Raw genomic sequence first — 19,465 nt, 5'->3', positions numbered from 1 at the left:
CTCCACCCGTCGCGGGGGTCTTCTGCTGACACCGACTGTACGGCAACTTAGAACGTCTTGGCACGTCTTCTCACGTGATAGGCAGTCCTATGCTGGCCTGAGCTGACCTTTTACGCTCCCAGGCATGATAGAGATCGACCGGGAGAGCATCACCCCGATGTACGTGCAGCTGGCATCAGCTCTGCGCGAGCGGATCCGACGCGGCGAGATCCCGGTCGGCCGCCGCATTCCCTCCCAGCACGAGCTGGAGCTGGAGACGGGCGGTCAGATCAGCCGCCGCACCATCAAGTCCGCCATCGAACTGCTGCAGGCCGAGGGGATCGTTCAGGGCGTCCAGGGCAAGGGCGTGTTCGCTGTCGCGCTGCCCAGCGACGCGTCCGATGACAATGAGAGCGACGCCTGACTGTAGGAGCTCACGATCTACTAGACGACCGGAGCGATCAGTCTCATCTTGCCGTCAGATACTCGTGAGCCCTCACGGCCCTCGCGAGCCGGGCTGCCGCTGTGCATAACGCGCCGGCCGAGCCCAGTCCGTTGGGAGTGCAGGGAGCGATGAGGTGTCAGGCCACCTGCACCGAGGAGACGCCCCACTCCAGACACCCGTGATCCGCCCACCCAGTACGGCCGCATAGACGCGCAGCATTTCAAGACCGTCGATCTGACCGTGCTCGATCTGCGAGACGCGCGCCTGACCGACCTTGGGCCTGGCGCCATGTCCCGTTGCGTCAGTCCTCGTTCCGGCGCAGCCCGGCCAGTTCATGCCCCCGGATGCGGGCCTTGCTCTCTTCCCGGATGGCGGCGCGCTGCTCCTCGGCCTCAGCCGTGGCCAGTTCCGGATGGCGAGACAACGCCTCCGCGCGGACCTCGGACCACGAACGTCCCTTCACTGCGCACCTCCGCGTTCACGCTCGGCCACCGAGTCTGCCTATCTCAGTTCGGCGACGGGGACATGGGCTCACTGGCGGACCTACTCGACGCCGACGTCGGTTGTCCCTCAGCTCCCCGTCCGCGGGAACGTGACCTCCACCCGGCGGTTCTTCTTGCGGCCGTCCTCCGTCGAGTTGTCGGCGATGGGGTACTGCTCTGCGTAGCCGCGGACTTCGAACGTGATGTTCGGGTCATTGAGATCCTGGTCCAGGACCGCCTGTACGGCGTTGGCGCGCTGCTTGGACAGGACGACGCCGTGTTCGTGCGTGCCGAGGTTGTCGGTGAAGCCGAAGACGCGTACCTGGGTGGCGTGCTGCTTCTTGACCTCGTCTGCGATCGCGGCGATCCGTGCCTTCGCGTCGGCGTTCAGTGTGGCGCTGTCCTTGCCGAACAGGACCTCCGCCTGCAGCGCGAAGGTCACTTCCGTGTTGGTGTCCTCACGGCGTTCGTCACCGGACTGGTCCTCCACGACCGACTTGATGTCGAGGACTTTCGGGGCGGCTAGCGTGGCGCCTTTGGAGAGTTTGAGGTTGGGGTCGTGGGGGTCGATCTTTACGGGAGCGGAGGCGGATGGGTCGGTGCCTGGGGGGACGCTTGGGCTCGGATCCGCATGAACCGCCGTAGCGCCGTAAAGGTTGGCCGCGACCATGAGGGCGGCAGCGGTGACGGCCAGAGGGAGCCTGAATGTCGTGGTCACGGTGCGCCTCACCCAGAGATCTTGATGACCGCGCTCGGGAACAGCGGCAGTTGGAAGGTGACCTCGGTCGTACTTGTCGGCGGTGACGGGAACTGCAGAAACACTCCCATTGATTCACCGGCCTTGAGCGTGGAGAAACCCGTCGTGGTCAGTGGACGCCCGTCCGTGTCCCTGAGCACGTAGTACCGCTTCTTTCCCTGGGAGTCGACGAGCGTCGCGCCGCCCAACGACCTGCCATTGTTCATGATCTCAGTCTCGTTGCCACTCAACTCGGCGGGGATCACGGCAACGTCGGAACCGTCGTTCTTCATGGTCCCGTTCACCGTGACGAATCCCCCGGAATCCCGCACCACAGACGTGATCTGAAGCAGCAGGCCGCTCGGGCCCTTCAACTCCGCCAGGGGCGCAGCGGACTGCCCATCCTGAGCACTGGGATTGGACCCGGAGACTTTGGCGGTGGATGCCGATGCGTCCGGCTTCTTGCCGTCCCCGCCTCCGCTGCCGCAGCCGGCCACCCCGACGGCCAGTCCGGCCGCAACGGTCAGCGCGACCATCCCCCTGCGGGCCTTGGTAGTGAACCGAATGCTCATGACTCCGCTTCCTTCTCCACTCGTCGTTCGCTTGTCAGTCGGCCAGATGGACGTCGAAGAGGTCCTGAGGTCCCGGCAGATCGGTGAGGTGCTGCGGGTCGAGGTCCCAGTTCCGGTCCTTGCAGGAGAGCCGCGGCAGTGTGTGTGGGCCTGCGCCTGCGGCCGGAAGCTCGAAAGAGCAGAGCGGCTCGATCACGGCCTTGGCGTCCGCGTGCGACCGGCGGTCCTTCGTCGATGGGATGACTGAGTCCCCGATGGGCTTGTTCGTCTGAGCCTCGACCGTGAACCCCAAGGGCCCGTCCGGGGCGCAGCTGATCACTCCGGCGTCGTTCCGGGCGGCGAGCTGGTACGCACGCCCGCACGAGGGAAGAAGTCCGTCGGACTTCCCGTGGAAGATGTCCTGCCATTTCGTGGGGTCGAGCACGTCCTGCACCCACGCGCCGGCAAGTTGGTCCCGGGTGTCCTGTGCCGCGGCGAGCGCAGCCGCGTCGGCAGCCGTCTGGGCGCCGTTCCGGTTCACCGCGGCCTGGCCGACCGCGAAGTAGGCGAACGCGAGAAAGAGCAGGCCCCCCACCACCGTGAGATAGATGGGGAAAGCCTGCCCTGAGTCGCCGAACCTGAAAGGTCGTCGGGTCAGGGAGCGACCTTCGCGATCTGAGCAGTCAGTTTGTTCACAATGGTCTGGCCCAAGTTCGTCGAAGCGATGAGTACGACGATCGCCACCACCACCGCAATGATGCCCAGGTACTCGACTGCGGTCTGCCCCTTGTCGTTGGCCCGGCGCCGTACCGCCTCGACCGTGGTGTTCTTCCAGCCGTTGATCCGGACCCTGGTCGCGACGGCAGTCTTCAGCATCAGGTCGCTCATGGTGTTCCCCTCCGAGTTCGGCCGGCCGGTCACCGGCATCGTCACCGTACGGCGGGACACCGCCCTCACCCGAGGGCCCCAGGGCCCAATTCCGGGCCCAGTCAAGGCCCCGAGCACTCCCCCCACGATTCATCTCGCCTCACCCCAGCCCTCGGCCCGAACCAGGAGCCGTGCCGAGCCACTTGGCGGCGGCCTCCGAGCGGCTGGTGCTGTGGAGCTTGGCGAAGATGCGGTTGATGTGGTTCTTGACCGTCTTCTCGCTGATGAAGCACGTGGCGGCGATCTGCTGGTTGTTCATGCCGGACGCGATGAGGTCCATGATCTCCGCCTCCCTCGTGCTCAGTCGGAACCTTGAAGACTGTCCCACAGACGATTGCAGTTGCGAAAGCCCTTTGAGGATGTTTTGTGGAGGCGGAAGAAAATCTTCTACTGGTGCTGGGAGTTCCGAGAAGAGAGCGGGATGGGTGATGGGCTTTGCATCGTATGCATTCGCACCACCCAACCCCTCGGGGAGTGGCATCTCACGCTGTCCCTGACGGAGCTGATCCAGCAGCGCTCCTGCAGCAGAGGGCGTGAAGTGGGCTCTGCCGTCCTTGGCGTCCCGTACAGCTGCGACGAGTTGGTCGGCGGTGAACTCCCCATGAACCAGGTAGCCCCCCGCGCCTCGGCGCAGGGCTTCCTGGACAATCTCCGACTCCCTGCTGTACGTGAGCATCATGACGGGAGCCAAGGGCACGAGGTGCGGAAGCGCCGAGATACCGTCCACGCCGGGCATACGAACGTCCAGGAGGACGACGTCCGGGCGCAGTCGGTGGGTCGCCTCGTAGGCCTCACGGCCGTCCGCCGCCTCTGCGACGACCGTTATGTCCTCACGTCCGGAGAGCAGCGCTGTGAGGCCGGCACGGACGACAGGGTTGTCGTCCGCCACGATGACCTTGAGCGGCGTGGGTGCTGCCGACGCCCCGAAGGGGCTCTGCGGTGGCTGTTGAGGCACCGAATGGGGACGCGTCCGGTCGGTCATCGGGCGGCCTCCTCTCCTGACGTGGGGGGATGGGGGCTACGTACTGATGTGTTCGATGTCGTGAGGGCGGCGAGCGGGAGTTCCAGGCGTACCTCGGTGCCGCGCGTATGGCCGCCGCGGCCGATGCGGATGCGGGCGCCCACCGAGGCGGCACGCTCGACCATGCCGACCAGCCCGAAGTGGCCTGCCCGTCGCAGCTGTTCGAGGTTGGTGCCAGGGGGCAGGCCTCGACCGTCGTCGTAGACGCTGATGCGGAGGAGTTCGCCGTGGACTCCCGCGCTTATGTCGATCTTCGTCGGGCCCGCGTGGCGGTGCGCATTCTCCATGGCCTCCGAGGTGATGGTGAGGAGTTGACGGGCGACCGCGGGCGGGACGGGCGGTACGGCGTGGTCGCCGGTGGGGCGATAGATGGCCCGGAGGCCGGTGCTGGTGGCGAAGTCCCGGGTGCGGGCCGCCAGTTCGACCAGGACGTCGGTGGCCTGATCCGGGTCGGACTCGCGGCGCAGGTCCGCGAGGAGTTCCCGGGATTCGGCGGCTGCGCGGCGAGCCGAGCGGGCGACGAGTTCAGCTTGTTGTTTGACGAGCTCCGCGTCCATGCGGTCGGCATCGGCTGAGCCGGCGAGGCCGTCCGCAGCCAGAGCCACCCCGTGCAGGGTCTTGGCCACCGTGTCATGCATCTCTCGGGCCAGCCGCGCCCGTTCGGCGCTGACGGCCTCCGTCACCGCGAGCCTGGCCTGGACCCCGGTCAGGGCATGGGTCGCCTCCCCGAACCGAAGCATGAGCTTACGAAGGGCCGAACCTACAGCCCCGGCAATGACACACAGGCCTGGCAGCAGCAAGGACTGGGCGAGGTCCGCGTGTAGGTTCCTCGCGGCCGTGTAGACCAGCAGGAGGATCAGCGACTGGAGGGAGGCGAAGCAGGCGGCGCCCCGCCATCCATAGACGATGCCGGCGAGCAGTGGAGTGCAGACGCTGACGTAGGCCAGGGTGGTGTCCGGGCCGGCGGAGATGAGGAGCAGGGAGCCGAAGAGAGTGTCAACTGCCAGCAGGGAGGGGTGGCGCAGGAGCAGGGGGCCGAACCGCTCCCAGTCCCGGAACAGGACATAGGAGCCCATGAAGGTGATGACGGTGGCCGCGCCCACCGGACCGCGGGTACTAAGTCCCGGGGCGGCGTTCAGGATTGCGGCAGGGGCCGCGAGGGCAATCATGGCGAGGCGGAAGCCGAAGACCTGACGACACATCGCCTGGAGCGCGTTGATCTGCAGGGCGATGGTGGGGTCTTTGGGCGTGGTCGTGGGGGGCGCCTGCGGTGGCCGGGCCTCGACGACGACCGGCGCCGCAGTCCCGACGGTGTCCCCGGCCCTGTCTGCCGAGACCCTTGCAGGTCGGACCTGGCCGCGAGGATCCGGCTGTGCCGGTACGCCAGCCAGATGCGCGTCCGCGCGCTCCCAACCTGGTGGCAGCGCCGGAGTCACCGACGTCACCGGGATGTCGGACGCTCCGGTGCGCACGTGAGGCGGGAGAACCGTGCCCGCGGGGGGCGTGGTGATCTCCGGTGTCCTCGGGCGGCGCCGCAGTAGCCCGGTGCGTTCCCTTGTCGTCGCCATGCCCTTCGTCACCCGTCCTATTTGCCCACGATCGAGGTGAAGTCCGTACCAGAACCGAGCAGCATTCCCGCGCCGAGGAGGATCATGGTGGCGGGAACCATGAAGGTCGTGATCATCAAAGTGGCCTTCGGGACCGCGCGGGCGGCTTTGCGACGGGCGTTCTGCGCGTCTGTTCGGCGCATGTCCTTGGCGAGCGCGACGAGGGTGTCCACAATCGGCGCGCCCAGTTCCTCGCCCTGCTGCAACGCGGTCACGAACATGGCCACCTGCTCGGAGTCATTGCGCCGACGCAGCTCCTGGAAGGCCTGACGGCGGCTCATGCCGAGGTCCATCTGGCGCAGGGTGATGCGGATCTCGTCCGCCCACGGGCCCTCGTACTTCGTCGCGACCCGGTCGAGTGCCTGGCGGAAGCCGAGGCCCGCGCTGACCACGACCGCCAGGACGTCGAGGAAGTCCGGCAGGGTCCGCTCAATCGCGTCCTTGCGGATGCGGATCGCCGACCAGATGCCGACATCAGCCCAGAACACCCCGAAGGCGATCATGAGGAGAGCGATGAGGAAGCTCCCCTGCATCAGGGCGATGAGACCGCCGAGGCCACCGACAAACCCGTACACCGCGCGTCGGGCTCCGTAGCGGTCGATAGTGAGGCCGCCGGGGTTGCCTGCAAGGTCGATCCGGCGGCGGTACTTGGCGACCATCTTGGGGCCCATCAGGCGCAGGACCGCGGGCGCGTACCGAATGCCGAGCCGGTCGATGAGCGAGCCCACGGCGCTGGTCCGTGTTGAGCCGACCTCCAGGGCCAGTGCGAGGTCGCCGGGCAGCCGGGCATCGGCGCGGTACATGCGGATGCCCGCGAAGATGCCCCACACGCTGAGTCCCATGACGAGTGCCAGCAGAAGTGCCATCGCGTCTCTCCCTCCTTCCGGTAACCGGATGTCTCAGACGTCGATGCGGGACATACGGCGGATGAGGAGAAAGCCGACGGCATACAGGCCGAAGGAGATCAGCACGCAGGCCTGACCGATCGGAGAGCCCGTCATACGATCCAGGGCGCCGTCCTTGATGCTGTTCATCAAGAACAGCGAGCCCACTCCGAGGACAGGTACGGCGTAGGACGTCAGGTTCACCTGGGACAGTTGCGTGCGGATCTCGCGCCGGGTTTCCTTGCGTTCCTCCAGGGTCTCTGTGAGATTGCGCAAGGCTTCGACGACCTGGCCGCCCGCCCGGTTGGACAGCACCAAAGTGGTGACGAGCACCACCAGTTCCCGGGACGGCAGTCGGTCCGCAAGCTCGCCGAGCGCGTCGTCCATCGAGTGCCCGATCGCCAGCAGGTTGGCGACCTTGGTCAGCTCCTCACCCGCCGGCGCCTCCAACTCCTCGGCGGCCATGCCGATCGCCGTTCGCAGCGCCAGACCGGCCTGCGTTGCGTTGGCCAGCATCCTTGCCAGCTCCGGGAGTTGGTTGATGAACCTCTCGATACGCTTCTGCCGCTGCCAGTTCAGGAACTGCACGGCCACCCAGATCCCCAGCAGTCCGGCGAGCGGACCGAAGAAGGGAGCGAGGGTCGCTTGCCCGATGAGCCACAGCCCCGCCACCGTGGCGAGCATGTAGACAAAGAACTCACCCGGGGTGATGTCCAGGCCTGTTGCGGCCAGCCGTAGTTCCAGCTTCTTGCCGAACGTCGTACGGCGCAGCCGTCGGTCCAGCTTGCGGAAGCGGCGTGGTCGGCCGCCGACAGTGATCTGGCCGGTGGCAGAAAGGCGGTCGACGAGGGCTTGGCGCTGAGCCCTGCCCATGGCGTAGGAGTGCAGGCCCATGACCGCCAGGACGCAGGTCAGCAGGGTGATGCCGGTGGTGAGCGTGATCAGGCTGTGCAGATCCATCGGGCGGTCCTACCTGGCTTCTCGGGTGGCTAGCTGGTCTGCCGTCCGGGCGACGCCGAAGGCTTGAGGGACGGGCTGACTCGCCAGGTAGAGGCGGTCGGCGGTCCGACGCGGGAGGGGAAAGTACTCGAAGTTGCCGTAGACACGGCCGTCGGCGGCCATGGGCTGCGCGTTGAAGCGGGCAACCGTCGTCAGGCGGTACGGCTCGCTGCCATGGCTGTCGAGGAGCGCAATCTCGGTGATCCGGCGGGCGCCGTCCGCGAACCGGGTCAACTGGATGATCACGTCGACCGCGCTGTTGATCTGGTCGTGCAGCGCTTCGAAGGGGATCTCCACCTCAGACATCGAGGCCAGGGTCTTCAGACGCATCAGGGCGTCCTCCGCGCTGTTCGCGTGGACCGTGGCCAGCGAACCGTCGTGGCCCGTCGACATCGCCTGGAGCATGTCGAGGGACTCGCCGCCGCGGACCTCACCGACGACGATGCGGTCGGGGCGCATGCGCAGGGAGTTGCGGACCAGGTCGCGGATGGTGATCTGGCCGTTGCCCTCCACGTTCGGGGGGCGGGACTCCAGCCGGATGACGTGGGACTGCTGTAGCTGGAGTTCGGCGGAGTCCTCGATGGTGATGATGCGTTCGCCCTCCGGGATCAGGCCGGAGAGGGCGTTGAGGAGGGTCGTCTTGCCGGTGCCCGTCGCACCCGACACGATCACGTTGAATTTCGCCTGCACCAGCCCTGCCAGCAGGTACAGCATGTGCTCGTCCAACGAGCCGAAGGTGATCATTTCCTGCAGTGTGAAGGAGCGAGGGAAACGACGGATGGTGAGCGTGGCCCCAGTCAGGGACAACGGCGGGATGATCACGTTGACACGCTCACCAGAGGGGAGGCGGGCGTCGACCATCGGGTTCGACTCGTCGACCCGGCGGTTCACGGTCGAGACGATCCGCTCGATCGTCTGCATGAGCTGATCGTGTGACGGGAAGCGGATCGGCAACTGCTCCACCCTGCCGCTCCGTTCCACAAAGATCGCGTCGGGCCCGTTCACCATGATCTCCGTGATCGACGCGTCCTCGAGGAGCGGCTCCAGGATGCCGAGGCCCAGCGCCTCGTCCACCACCCGGCGGATCAGCTGGGAGCGCTCCACCGTCGACAGCACCGGGCCCTCGCGGCTGATGATGTGCCCGAGGACACGCTCGAGGCGGGCCCGGCGTTCGGCGGCGGCCAGCGAGGACATCTCCGCGAGGTCGATCTCCTCGAGGAGCTTGGCCCGGTACGAGGCGACCATGTGGCCGTCCTCGCCCCGGTGGCCGTTCTCCTCGGGGGGGTTGATGCGTGCCCGCAGGCTCATGGTGCGTGCTCCTCGCTGTGCCTGAGTGCGTCAGTGGTCGAGCGGCATAGTGGCGGTCTTGTGGGCGTCTCCGAAGTCCACGAAGGGGACGATCGAGGGGATGTGGACGGTGGCCGTGACCGTGACCTCGTCACCGCCCGAACCACCCGAGCAGCTGGTCCCTCCAGCGAGCTGGCTGCTGACCGCGACCTTGCAGGCCCCGTCGGCACCGGCCCCCTGGTGCAACGAGGCGTAGCGTGCCCCCGCCCGGGCTGCCGTGCCGGCCTGCTGCGCGGTGTACGCGATCAGACCCAGCTGCACGGCCGCCATGCCCACCAGTAGCAGGATCGGCAGAAAGCCCAGGAACTCGATGGCGACTTGGCCACGGTCACGGCCCTCACAGTCGTATGACATCAGTGCGGCGCCTCCTCAACCGCGCCCGCGTGGCCTGTCACGGTGAACGGGAAGTCGATCACACCGGGAAAGAGCACAGGGACCTTGATCCGGACATCGGCGGTGACATAACCGCCCTCCGCCTTGCACTGCACATCGGCACCCCCCTGCCACGCGCCCGACAGGTCCTTCATACCTGCCGCGCTGCACTGGCCCTGCATATCGCCCTCGGCCGCCGTCCCCGCCCGCACCCCCTCGTCCGCAGCATTCCCCGCGAGCGTGTACGCGTATCCCACCAGCACGAGCTGCCACACCACCACCAGCGTCACGATGATCAGCGGGGTCATGCCGAGGAACTCGATGGTGACCTGGCCCCTGTCCCTGCCTCGGCCCCTGTTGCCCTCGTCCCTCTGCCGCTCCCTCTCCGCCCAAGCGGTACGCATCCGAGCCCCCGTCTCCTCAGTCCCGCCGCCGCCGGAAACTCACGGCGCCCCGGTCGCCCCGGAACCGTCCCCCGCCCCGCTGCGGTCCCTCGGCCGACTTCACCAGTCCCAGTTCGCCCGCCAGCCCCCACAGGGCCTGCTTGACCGCGCCCTTGCTGTCCAGTTCGTGGACCCGGCCGGCGTCCACCGCCCCCTGCAGCTCCTTGAAGTTGGCCGGGACCACGGTCGCCGCCACCGCCGTGCCGGTGATCTTCTGGATCAGCGGTGGCTGGATCTCGGTCGCGCGGGTGTGCCGGTTGACGACCACCGTCGTCTCCTCGGCCTTGCGGATCTGCAGGCGGTCCCACATCCGGACGGTCCGTTTGGCGCCCCGGACCGCGACCACGTCCGGGGTGGTGACGAGGAGGGCCGTGTCCGCCATCTCGACGGCGGCCGCGCCCGCCCCGTTGAGCTGCGCCCCGCAGTCGATGACCACGACCTCGTACCGTGAGCGCAGGGCGCTGACGATCTGCCGGGCGCCGCGGTCGGTGACCTCCTCGCCGCGTTCGCCCTCGCCGGGCGCGAGGAGGAGGGCGATGCCGGTGTCGTGGCGGTAGACGGCGTCGGCGAGGACCCGGGGCGAGATGTCGGTGATCGCGGCCAGGTCGACCACCGAGCGGCGGAACTGGACATCCAGGTACGAGGCCACGTCCCCGGTCTGCAGGTCCATGTCCACCAGAGCGGTGCTCCGGCCCGACGCCTGGGCCGCGAGCGCCAGTTGGATCGAGGTCAGGGTGGCTCCCACCCCGCCCTTCGCGCCGCTCACCGTGACGACGATGCCGCCGACGCCGGTGAACACGTCGCCGCCGGAGCCCAGATGGCGCCGTACGCCCACCGACCACTGGGCGACCGCCTGGACGCGGCTGGCGAGTTCCTCGTAGCTGAGGGGGAGGGCGACCAGGCCGCGGGCGCCGTAGTCCATCGCCGCCTGGAAGAGGCCGGGGCTCGCGTCCGAGGTGACGAGGATGACGCCCACCGCCGGGAAGCGCAGGGCGACTTCGCGGATGAGTTCCAGGGCGGGGACGGGGCCGATGCGCTCGTGGACGACGACGACCTCGGGGAGTTCGTCGATGGACTCGGCGGCCAGCCGGGCAAGGGTGTCGACGAGTTGGGTGGAGTCGACGACGGGGGCCACCGGCTCGGCGTCCGGGAGCTGGCTGAGCAGCGTCGTGATGGAACGCACCGCGTCCGCGTCCCCGACCGCCGGCAGGATCCTGGTGGGCATGGGGGCCTCTCACTTGTCCTTCGCGAGCTGGTACGTCCGGTCCCTGTCGGGGACCGTGGTGCTGGTGCCCGGAGCCACCAGCGCGAGCCGGACCCGCTGGGCGAACGACTCGGCGTAGGTGATCCGCTGGGCGTCGAGGGTGGAGAGGGCGAAGGTGATGGGGACGGCGTCGGTGGGCTGCTGGCTGTTCTTGTTGCTCGTGTTGGGGTCCAGCGCGGTGATCCGGCCGACGTCCAGCACCTTCGCGTTCGTTACGATGATCTTGGACTGGGCGGGGTCGCCGTCCCGCGCGCCCGCGAAGGTGGCGTACACGTTGACCGTCGAACCGGGCGTGATCTTCCCCGCCACACCGGTCGCCGCGTCGATCATGATGGCGACCTCCTGCTGGCCCGGCTGCAGGGCGGGCTGGTCCACGATCATGTCGCTCTGCAGCAGGGAGCCGGACCGCAGCGTGGTGACGGCGATCTTGCCCCGGACGGCGTCCAGGTCGGTGACCGCGTTGTGCGACAGCCACCGTTTCGGCATCTTGATCTTCTCGAACTGGCCCGCGTTCAGCTGGGTGTACGGCGCGATGTCGTCCTTCACCTGGTAGGCGGTGACCTCCGGGCCGACCTTGGACTTCACGTCGCTGATGACGGACAGGACGCCGGCGAACGCGCCGAGGGCGCACAGGACCGACAGGAGCAGGAGGAGCACACCGCGGCGCTGACGGGAGTTCATGAGCCGTACAACCTCATCGGGGATATCGGTCGAGCGGAATGGGATCGGTCGGGCGAGCGGCAGGTCGGGCGGCCCGGGGCTAGCCGGCCGGGAGCTGGTTCTCCAGGAGCGGTGGTGGGGTTGCGGAGCAGAAGACGCAGCGGTCGCCGATGACGTCGATGCCGCACCAGTGGCAGGTGCTCTGCCGCACCGACGCGACCAGTTGGTAGAGGACCGAGAGGTCGGGGAGGAAGGTCGCGAACTCGATCAGTTTGTTCGTCCCCCACCAGGCGGAGGACTCGGCGGGTGGCGCCGTCTCGCGCAGGCCCTGGACGTTCCACTGCTGGGCGAGGGTGCCGGTCACCCAGTCCGACTGGAGCTGGCCCTTGCCGACCAGCATCCAGGTGCCGAACTCCGGTCCCGCCAGGGCGGCCGTGGGGCCGAGCCGCACCAACTGCGGCTCGGGGTGGGCGAGGACGGCGAAGTGACTGCCGGGCACCCAGGACTTGGCGTGGGACCTGAGGCCGACGGGGACGCGGTCGAGGCGGGCGACGGAGCCCAGCAGCGCGCCGGCGTGGATGTAATGGGTGAGCAGCCGGCCCGCGGAGGCCAGCACGCCGGGCGAGAGGTCGCAGGACGCCAACTGCCGTAACTGGCGAGCCAGTACGGCGAGGGCGAGCGGGGGCAGATCCGGGCGGAACAGGGCGATGCGGTCGCTCTCCAGGAGCGAGCGGATGGTGTGCAGCCGACGCTCCACCCCGGGCGGTGCGGCCCGTGAGGACACGACGACGACATGCCCGTGCTGGTCGATCAGTGCCTGGACGGCGGACAGCGCCTCGTCGAGCGACTGTCGGTCCAGGTCCGGCAGGACGGCGGCGGGCAGGGTCCGTTCGTCCAGCGGCGGCAGCGCCATGTCGGCACTGGTCACGGCAATGGCAGTTGGCACGCGCAGCTCCCCGTGTTACGCCGTCGATCCACCGGGGCTGGGTGACTCCGGTACACCGAGATGACTTCACTGCGTGACTACCTCAGCACTGTATCCACGCCTCTGTGACCGGAGAACAGCGTTTCTGTAGCTGATGGGCAACTGGTGTTTCACAAGACACGTCAAAACGGGGCAGGTTGAGCATCTCGCCGCCAAGGAAATGACCCTGGGGTGCGCAGCCGATTTGGTCTGGACCTCTTGACAGCCGTATTGGTCTGGACCAACTTGTTGTCATGTCCCCACTGAGACGATCGACACGCCTCTGGTCCTCCGCCGTGACCGCCGCCCTCGCCCTGTCCCTCGCGGGCGCGGGCCAGGCCTCCGCGGCGGACGTCAACAACGCGAAGAACGCCGGTTTCGAGTCCGGCCTGAGCAACTGGACGTGTTCCGCCGGCAGCGGAACGACGGTCTCCGCACCGGTGCACGGCGGCTCGGCCGCGCTCAAGGCCACGCCGGCCGGCCAGGACGACGCGCAGTGCGCCCAGACCGTGGCCGTCCAGCCGAACGCGACGTACTCGCTGAGCGCCTGGGTGCAGGGCGGGTACGCCTTCCTCGGCGTCAGCGGCACGGGAACGACGGACGTCTCGACCTGGACGCCGGACTCCGCGAGCTGGAAGCAGCTGACGACGAGCTTCACCACCGGCGCCGCCACCACGTCCGTCACCGTCTACACCCACGGCTGGTACGGGCAGGCCGCCTACTACGCCGACGACGTGTCCGTGTACGGACCGGACGGCGGCGGGGGCGGCGATCCCGGCCCCACGGTCCCGGCGGCGCCGGGTGGCCTCGCGGTGTCGGGGACGACGTCCTCGTCCGTCTCCCTCGCCTGGAACGCGGTGTCGGGTGCGACCGGCTACAACGTCTACCGGGACGGCACGAAGGTGACGGCGGTGTCCGGGACCTCGGCGACCGTGACCGGGCTCGCGGCCTCCACCTCGTACTCCTTCCAGGTCACGGCGACCAACTCGGCGGGCGAGTCCGGGAAGTCGGCGGCGGTGACCGGGACGACGGCGGCCAGTGGCGGGGGCGGCGGAGGGGGTGGCGCGCTGCCCAGGCACGCGGTCACCGGGTACTGGCAGAACTTCAACAACGGCGCCACGGTCCAGAAGCTCTCGGACGTCTCTTCCCAGTACGACATCATCGCCGTGGCGTTCGCGGACGCGACGACCACGCCGGGTGCGGTGAGCTTCACCCTGGACTCGGCCGGCCTCGGCGGTTACACCGTCGACCAGTTCAAGGCGGACATCGCGGCCAAGCACGCGGCCGGCAAGAAGGTGGTCGTCTCCGTCGGCGGGCAGAACGGCACGGTGTCGGTGAGCGACTCCGCGTCCGCGGCCAACTTCGCGAACTCGGTGTACTCGCTGATGCAGACGTACGGCTTCGACGGCGTCGACATCGACCTGGAGAACGGCCTCAACCCGACCTACATGTCCCAGGCGCTGCGGTCCCTGTCGGCGAAGGCCGGCTCGTCCCTCGTCATCACGATGGCCCCGCAGACGATCGACATGCAGTCGACGTCGGCCGGCTACTTCCAGACCGCGCTGAACGTCAAGGACATCCTCACGGTCGTCAACACCCAGTACTACAACAGCGGTTCGATGCTGGGCTGCGACGGCAAGGTGTACTCACAGGGCTCGGTCGACTTCCTGACGGCCCTCGCCTGCATCCAGCTCGAGGGCGGCCTGTCGCCGTCCCAGGTGGGCCTGGGCGTCCCGGCCTCGACGAGCGCCGCGGGCAGCGGGTACGTGTCCCCGACCGTGCTGGACAACGCCCTCGACTGCCTCACCCGGGCCACCAACTGCGGCTCCTTCAAACCGTCCCGGACCTATCCCGACCTGCGGGGCGCCATGACCTGGTCGACCAACTGGGACGCGGCGGCCGGTGGTTCGTGGTCCGGCACGGTGGGACCGCACGTCCACGGGCTGCCGTAGGGCCGTTCGGGGTGAAACATTTCCCCGGTGCCACCGCATCAGTGAAGTGAGGACGGCACGGTGACAGGGGGACAGGGATGAGACAGGCACGAGCGGACGAGTACGCGGAGTTCGCCGGCGCCCGTGCCGGGCATCTGTACCGCTCGGCCTGTCTCCTGACCGCGGGCGACACCCACCTCGCCGAGGACCTGGTGCAGGAGACCCTCGGGCGGCTGTACGTCCGCTGGGGGCGGGTGTCGCGGGTCGACAACCCGGCGGGTTACGCGCAGACCGTGCTGACCCGGACCTTCCTCGCCCACCAGCGCCGGCGCAGCAGCACCGAGCAGGCCACCGACACGCTCCCCGACCTGCCCGACCGCGCCCTCGACGGTGATCCCTCGCTGCGGCTGACGCTGCTCGAGGCCCTCGGCCGGCTGGCCGCCAAGGACCGGGCCGTGGTGGTGCTGCGGTACTGGGAGGACCGTTCCGTCGAGGAGACCGCGGACGTCATGAACGCCAGCTCGGCCGCCGTACGGACACGGTGCGTGCGGGCGCTCGGGCGGCTGCGCGAACTGCTCGGCGAGGACCTCGGCGAGTACGCCCGGCCCTGACCCGCCCGCCCCACCTCACGTCAACCCCTTCGCGAAACGGTGGTCCATCATGCCCGTGGAACAGCACAGCCAGCCCCACAGCGATCCCTTCGAGGAGCGGCTCTCCGCCGGACTGCGCGAGGCGGGCGGCGTCTTCGACACCGACCGGGCCGCACTCGTCACCGGCGGGGTTCTCAAGGGCCGCCGGCGCCTGCTGCGGCGCCGGGCCGCCGCCGTGGGCGGTGCGGCCGCCTCCCTCGCGATCGTCGGCGTGGGCGGCGCGCTGCTCGTGACCGGCGCCGGTTCCGCACCGCGGGACGGGGCGTCGGTGGGCGCGAACAAGCCGTCCCCGCACGCCACCCGGGCCCCCTTCCCCGGCTCGGGCAACCAGCTGATCCACACCCTCGAAAGGCTGCTGCCGAAGGGGAGGTTCAGCCAGGCGGAGGCACGCGGCACCGCCGAGCAGCCGGGGCCGTACGTGCGTCTCGTCTACGACGACGGCAAGGGCCCCGCGGCCGTCGGCGTCAGCTTCGGGCGCGTGCAGCCGGGCGGCGACCAGGCGCGGCAGACCACCGAGTGCCCGGGCAAGGTGTACGCCCACTACGACGCCTGCACCAGGACCCGGCTGGCGGACGGTTCGGTGGTCATGGTGCTGCAGGGGTACGAGTATCCGGACCGCCGGGTCGACACCAAGTGGTGGACAGCCGAGCTCGTCACGCCTGAGGGGCAGCACATCGGCGTCAGCGAGTGGAACGCCGCCGCCGAGAAGGGCGCGCCGATCAGCCGGCCCGAACCTCCGCTGTCCCCGGCCCGGTTGCGGCAGTTGGCGGCGGCCGGTGTCTGGCGGAACGTCGTCGACGCCATGCCGACGGACCCGAACACGCCCGGCCCGCAGCCGACCCCGACCGCCCCGGTGGGCACCCGGACGGTGCGGGCGACGCTCACGTCACTGCTGCCGAAGGGGATCAAGGCCATTGCCGACGACAGCACCGACGGCCCCGGGTTCGGCTACCTCGTCCTCGACGACGGCAGGGGCAGGAGCCTCGTCCAGGTCAACGTCCAGGGCAACATGGCGGACTCGGCGACCGAACTCTTCGGCTCCGGCGCCCAGACCCTGCCCGACGGGACGAAGGTCGCCCTGCACCAGCAGCCCGGCGAGAAGGGGGGCGCGGGTGTCGTCTGGTGGTCCGTGGACACCCTGCGCACCGACGGTCGGCGCGTGGTGGTCAGCGCCTTCAACTCCGGCGCCCAGGACACTCCCGCCACCCGCGAGACCCCGGCCCTGACCATGCGGCAGCTGCGCGCGATCGCCCTCAGCCCGGCGTGGTGGCGTGAGTAAGGGCCCTACTCCGACTCTTCCTCGAAGTAGGCGTCGAGCACCGCGTCCAACTGCTCGTCCCACTCCTGGAAGCGGGACCGGGCCGGCGCCTCGATCTCGATCGGGTACCAGCGGCGGTCGGGGGTGTGGACGGTGACGGTGTACCGCTTGCCGAAGCGGGGGGACTCCGTCTCGACGGCGCCGATCTCGTCCCAGCGGAACTCGCACTTCTCCTCGTCGAGGCTGAGGCGGATGCCGCGGCGGTCGGCGACGATCCGGGCCCGCCGGTCGGCGGCCTCGAAGACGGGACCGTCGTCGGCCGCCTCCTCGCCGGAGTCCTCGTCGGCCCCGGCCGTCGCGGTCTCCGCCTCGTCCGCGTCCGGTGCCTCGACGTCCTCGCCCTCGGGCTTGGCGTCCTCCGGCTCCTCGGACACGGGGGAGGTCAGCCCTGGGATGAACGCCGGGTCGAATCCGGCGCCCTTCACGGGCTCTGTCTTCAGGGGCTGGCTGCTCGAACCTGTGCGCTGCTCCACAGCGGGCAGTATGGTCGACGTTCCTGTGTCGGGCACAGCCAGCCCCCACTTCGTTACCAGACGCCTACACGAACCAATTCAGCACCAAGGCCACCACACATCCCGCCTCAGCCCAGGACGGCGAGCGCGTCGATCTCGACGAGGAGGCCGGCCGGCAGGCCGACGTACACCGTCGTGCGGGCGGCGGGCGGCGCGGTGAGCGCCTGCTCCTCGAAATAGGAGTTGTAGATCTCGTTCATCTCGGCGAAGTGGTCGACGTCCGTCAGATAGACGCGGATCATCATCACGTCGTCCCAACTCGCGCCGCCCTCCTCGAGGATCGCCTTGACGTTGGCGAGGGTCTGGAGGGTCTGCTCGCGCAGGGTGGGCCCGGCGGGCGTGGGCGGCTTGCCCTCCTCGGCGGGCAGGAAGCCGACCTGCCCGGCGACCTGGAGGATGTCGCCCTTGCGCACGCCGTGGGAGAACTTCGCGGGCGGGGTGGTGTGGGTCTTGGGGGTGAGGGCGATCTTCTCGGTCATGCGGGGTCCTTCGCTTCGCTGTCGGTCACGGGGGTCCTGCCGGAGTACTCGCCGCTGATCGCGTCGGCGGTGCGGCGCACCAGCGGCAGCAGGGTGAGGAGTTCGTCGGCGGTGACGACGACGTTCGGCGCGGAGACCGACATCGCGGCGACGACCCGGCCGTCGACGCCGCGGACGGGGGCCGCGACGCAGTTGATGGACTCCTCGTGGCCGCCGAGGTCGGTGGCCCAGCCCTGCTCCCGCACCTTCTCCAACTCCCGCAGGAAAGCGGGGGCGTTGGGGGTGGAGCGGGGGGTGTACGCGGGATAGTCGAGCCGCTCGGCCACCGCTCGCCGCTCCGCCTCCGGCAGGTCGGCGAGGAGCAGCTTGGCGACGGCGGCGACGGTGATGGCGACGGGCTTGCCGATCCGGGAGTACATCCGAACCGGGTACCGGCTCTCCACCTTGTCGATGTACAGCACCTCGTCGTCCTCGTACACGGCGAGGTGGACGGTGTGCCCGCACTGCTCGTTGAGGCGTACGAGGTGGGGGTGGGCGATCTCGCGGATGTCGAGGTTCTCCATCGCCTCGTGGGCGAGCGCGATGAGGCGGGCGCCGAGGCGGTAGCGCTGGTCGGACTGGCGGTAGACCATGCCGTGTTCGTGCAGGGTGCGCAGGAGGCGCAGGGCCGTGGACTTGTGCACGCCGAGGCGGTCGGCGACCTGACCGAGGTCGGCGGGGCCCTCGGCGAGCAGCGGCAGGATGCTGAGCGCTCGGTCGACGGTCTGGCTCATGGGGTGCGTACCTCCTCGGGGGCCGGCTCGGCTCGCGTCCAGCCGGGGCCGAGTCGAAGTCTCCCCCACGCCTCGTCGTCGAGGGCGGCCAGCCGGTCGGCGGTGTCGCGGGCGGGGGGTGCGGCGAGGTCGCCGGGGACGGTGAGGGCGGCGGCCGCGGCGAGGTGGCCGTGGCGGAGGCGGACCGGCACGGGCAGTTCGCGGAGGGTCGCCGACAGGAATCCGGCGGCGAAGGCGTCACCGGCGCCGATGGCGGCGACGACGTCGACGTCCAGGGCGGGAGAGAAGACGGCGGCGGCGTCGGTGAACGCCGTCGCTCCGCCGGGGCCCTGCTTCACCACCAGCACCCCCGGTTCCGGCAGCGCCTCCCGGACGGCCTCCGGCCCGCCCGTGACGCCCCACGCCGCCTCCGCCTCGTCCTCGCCCACGAAGACGAGATCGGCCCGGCGCGCCAGGTCCAGCAGGAGGCGTGCGCCGCCCGAGTGCGGCCACAGTCCCGGCCGGTGGTTCACGTCGAAGGAGACCAGCGGACGCCCAGGACGTGGTGCCGTCAGTTCGAGCAGCAGGTCCCGGCACCCCGCGGACAGCGCCGCCGTGATCCCCGACAGGTGCAGGACCCGGCCCGCGCGCACCGCCTCCAGGTCGACGTTCCTCACGGTCATCGCGGACGCCGCCGAGCCGGCGCGGTAGTACGCCACCTCGTGCGCGTCCGTCGCCCGGTCGCCGGCAGTGCGGAAGTAGACGCCGGTCGGGCGGACCGGGTCACGGCCCACCGCGGACACGTCGACGCCGTGGCCGCCGATCGTCTTCACCAGGTGGTCGCCGAAGCCGTCGGCGCCCACCCGGCTCACCCACCGCACGGTGTGACCGGCCGCCGCCAGGACACAGGCCACGTTGGACTCCGCGCCGCCGATGGCCCGGTCGAAGGACGGCACGTCGGCGAGGCGGCCCGGACGGGACGGCAGGAAGGTGACCATGGACTCGCCGAGCGTGACGACGTCCACGCCCTCGCCGGTACTGCTGGCTGCGCTGGCGGTCACGATGGTGGTGGCTCCCGGGTCGGCTGCGGGGACGGCTCCGTTGACCCCGCGTTCGCCGAGATGTTAGACAGCAGGGAGCGA

23 protein-coding genes are annotated in these 19,465 nt (G+C 69.4%); 4 read left to right on the top strand and 19 right to left on the bottom strand.

The features are described from left to right. Positions 1 to 124: 124 nt before the first annotated feature. The gene (locus tag ACIRVK_RS00400) at positions 125 to 403 is read left to right on the top strand and encodes a GntR family transcriptional regulator (protein ID WP_404242384.1); all 279 of its coding nucleotides are present in this window, start codon (positions 125 to 127) and stop codon (positions 401 to 403) included. A gap of 322 nt (positions 404 to 725) precedes the next feature. Here the strand turns inward: ACIRVK_RS00400 and ACIRVK_RS00395 are convergent, their stop codons facing one another. The 15 genes from ACIRVK_RS00395 to ACIRVK_RS00325 form a co-directional block, all read right to left on the bottom strand. Further along, the gene (locus ACIRVK_RS00395) at positions 726 to 887 is read right to left on the bottom strand and encodes a hypothetical protein (RefSeq protein ID WP_404242382.1); all 162 of its coding nucleotides are present in this window, start codon (positions 885 to 887) and stop codon (positions 726 to 728) included. Between the two features lie 107 nt (positions 888 to 994). Beyond that, positions 995 to 1,576: an OmpA family protein gene (locus tag ACIRVK_RS00390; RefSeq protein WP_404243117.1), complete on the bottom strand. Its 582-nt coding sequence runs from the start codon at positions 1,574 to 1,576 to the stop codon at positions 995 to 997. Between the two features lie 56 nt (positions 1,577 to 1,632). Next, positions 1,633 to 2,214 (bottom strand): hypothetical protein, encoded by a 582-nt coding sequence (locus tag ACIRVK_RS00385; protein WP_404242380.1) that lies wholly within the window; start codon positions 2,212 to 2,214, stop codon positions 1,633 to 1,635. 34 nt (positions 2,215 to 2,248) lie between these two features. Then, complete coding sequence (locus tag ACIRVK_RS00380) at positions 2,249 to 2,851, bottom strand: pilus assembly protein TadG-related protein (protein ID WP_404243115.1); 603 nt, start codon at positions 2,849 to 2,851, stop codon at positions 2,249 to 2,251. Beyond that, positions 2,848 to 3,081 (bottom strand): Flp family type IVb pilin, encoded by a 234-nt coding sequence (locus ACIRVK_RS00375; RefSeq protein ID WP_404242378.1) that lies wholly within the window; start codon positions 3,079 to 3,081, stop codon positions 2,848 to 2,850. The genes ACIRVK_RS00380 and ACIRVK_RS00375 overlap by 4 nt, the downstream gene beginning before the upstream one ends. A 139-nt stretch (positions 3,082 to 3,220) precedes the next feature. After that, a complete protein-coding gene (locus tag ACIRVK_RS00370; protein WP_404242376.1) occupies positions 3,221 to 4,102 on the bottom strand; it encodes a response regulator in 882 nt (293 codons plus the stop codon). Next, on the bottom strand, positions 4,099 to 5,709 hold the full coding sequence (locus tag ACIRVK_RS00365; RefSeq protein WP_404242374.1) for a sensor histidine kinase: 1,611 nt from the start codon (positions 5,707 to 5,709) through the stop codon (positions 4,099 to 4,101). Before ACIRVK_RS00365 ends, ACIRVK_RS00370 begins: the two co-directional genes overlap by 4 nt. Positions 5,710 to 5,726: 17 nt before the next feature. Beyond that, positions 5,727 to 6,614 (bottom strand): DUF5936 domain-containing protein, encoded by an 888-nt coding sequence (locus ACIRVK_RS00360; RefSeq protein ID WP_404242372.1) that lies wholly within the window; start codon positions 6,612 to 6,614, stop codon positions 5,727 to 5,729. A gap of 33 nt (positions 6,615 to 6,647) precedes the next feature. Then, on the bottom strand, positions 6,648 to 7,592 hold the full coding sequence (locus ACIRVK_RS00355) for a type II secretion system F family protein (RefSeq protein WP_404242370.1): 945 nt from the start codon (positions 7,590 to 7,592) through the stop codon (positions 6,648 to 6,650). A gap of 9 nt (positions 7,593 to 7,601) precedes the next feature. Beyond that, complete coding sequence (locus tag ACIRVK_RS00350; protein ID WP_404242368.1) at positions 7,602 to 8,939, bottom strand: CpaF family protein; 1,338 nt, start codon at positions 8,937 to 8,939, stop codon at positions 7,602 to 7,604. Between the two features lie 30 nt (positions 8,940 to 8,969). Continuing rightward, positions 8,970 to 9,332, bottom strand: coding sequence for a TadE/TadG family type IV pilus assembly protein (locus ACIRVK_RS00345; protein WP_404242366.1), 363 nt, complete (start codon positions 9,330 to 9,332; stop codon positions 8,970 to 8,972). After that, positions 9,332 to 9,754 (bottom strand): TadE/TadG family type IV pilus assembly protein, encoded by a 423-nt coding sequence (locus ACIRVK_RS00340; protein ID WP_404242364.1) that lies wholly within the window; start codon positions 9,752 to 9,754, stop codon positions 9,332 to 9,334. The genes ACIRVK_RS00345 and ACIRVK_RS00340 overlap by 1 nt, the downstream gene beginning before the upstream one ends. 16 nt (positions 9,755 to 9,770) lie before the next feature. Beyond that, positions 9,771 to 11,018 (bottom strand): CpaE family protein, encoded by a 1,248-nt coding sequence (locus ACIRVK_RS00335; RefSeq protein WP_404242362.1) that lies wholly within the window; start codon positions 11,016 to 11,018, stop codon positions 9,771 to 9,773. 9 nt (positions 11,019 to 11,027) lie between these two features. After that, positions 11,028 to 11,738 carry a Flp pilus assembly protein CpaB gene (gene cpaB, locus ACIRVK_RS00330; protein WP_404242360.1) on the bottom strand — a complete coding sequence of 237 codons (711 nt, stop codon included), beginning with the start codon at positions 11,736 to 11,738 and terminating at the stop codon, positions 11,028 to 11,030. A 79-nt stretch (positions 11,739 to 11,817) separates the two neighbouring features. Next, a complete protein-coding gene (locus tag ACIRVK_RS00325; protein ID WP_404243113.1) occupies positions 11,818 to 12,630 on the bottom strand; it encodes a hypothetical protein in 813 nt (270 codons plus the stop codon). A 305-nt stretch (positions 12,631 to 12,935) separates the two neighbouring features. On the opposite strand from ACIRVK_RS00325, the gene ACIRVK_RS00320 reads away from it, so the two are divergent. The 3 genes from ACIRVK_RS00320 to ACIRVK_RS00310 all read left to right on the top strand — a co-directional run bounded on the left by ACIRVK_RS00320 (position 12,936) and on the right by ACIRVK_RS00310 (position 16,541). Continuing rightward, the gene (locus ACIRVK_RS00320) at positions 12,936 to 14,633 is read left to right on the top strand and encodes a chitinase (RefSeq protein ID WP_404242358.1); all 1,698 of its coding nucleotides are present in this window, start codon (positions 12,936 to 12,938) and stop codon (positions 14,631 to 14,633) included. A 77-nt stretch (positions 14,634 to 14,710) separates the two neighbouring features. Beyond that, positions 14,711 to 15,223: a SigE family RNA polymerase sigma factor gene (locus ACIRVK_RS00315; protein WP_404242356.1), complete on the top strand. Its 513-nt coding sequence runs from the start codon at positions 14,711 to 14,713 to the stop codon at positions 15,221 to 15,223. Positions 15,224 to 15,272: 49 nt separating this feature from the next. Further along, the gene (locus ACIRVK_RS00310) at positions 15,273 to 16,541 is read left to right on the top strand and encodes a hypothetical protein (protein WP_404242354.1); all 1,269 of its coding nucleotides are present in this window, start codon (positions 15,273 to 15,275) and stop codon (positions 16,539 to 16,541) included. A 5-nt stretch (positions 16,542 to 16,546) separates the two neighbouring features. On the opposite strand, the gene ACIRVK_RS00305 is transcribed toward ACIRVK_RS00310, so the two are convergent. The 4 genes from ACIRVK_RS00305 to ACIRVK_RS00290 all read right to left on the bottom strand — a co-directional run bounded on the left by ACIRVK_RS00305 (position 16,547) and on the right by ACIRVK_RS00290 (position 19,384). Next, entirely contained in the window at positions 16,547 to 17,053 is a 507-nt protein-coding gene (locus ACIRVK_RS00305) for a hypothetical protein (RefSeq protein WP_404242352.1), read from the bottom strand. A 107-nt stretch (positions 17,054 to 17,160) separates the two neighbouring features. Then, positions 17,161 to 17,571 carry a RidA family protein gene (locus ACIRVK_RS00300; RefSeq protein ID WP_404242350.1) on the bottom strand — a complete coding sequence of 137 codons (411 nt, stop codon included), beginning with the start codon at positions 17,569 to 17,571 and terminating at the stop codon, positions 17,161 to 17,163. Then, entirely contained in the window at positions 17,568 to 18,344 is a 777-nt protein-coding gene (locus ACIRVK_RS00295; protein WP_404242348.1) for an IclR family transcriptional regulator, read from the bottom strand. The genes ACIRVK_RS00300 and ACIRVK_RS00295 overlap by 4 nt, the downstream gene beginning before the upstream one ends. Next, the gene (locus ACIRVK_RS00290) at positions 18,341 to 19,384 is read right to left on the bottom strand and encodes a sugar kinase (protein ID WP_404242347.1); all 1,044 of its coding nucleotides are present in this window, start codon (positions 19,382 to 19,384) and stop codon (positions 18,341 to 18,343) included. Before ACIRVK_RS00290 ends, ACIRVK_RS00295 begins: the two co-directional genes overlap by 4 nt. Positions 19,385 to 19,465 lie beyond the last annotated feature (81 nt).

The organism is Streptomyces sp. NPDC101152, from assembly GCF_044768275.1.
Lineage (GTDB): Bacteria > Actinomycetota > Actinomycetes > Streptomycetales > Streptomycetaceae > Streptomyces.
Note: the sequence above shows the minus strand (reverse complement) of the source record. Positions and strands in the feature narration are given on the sequence as shown.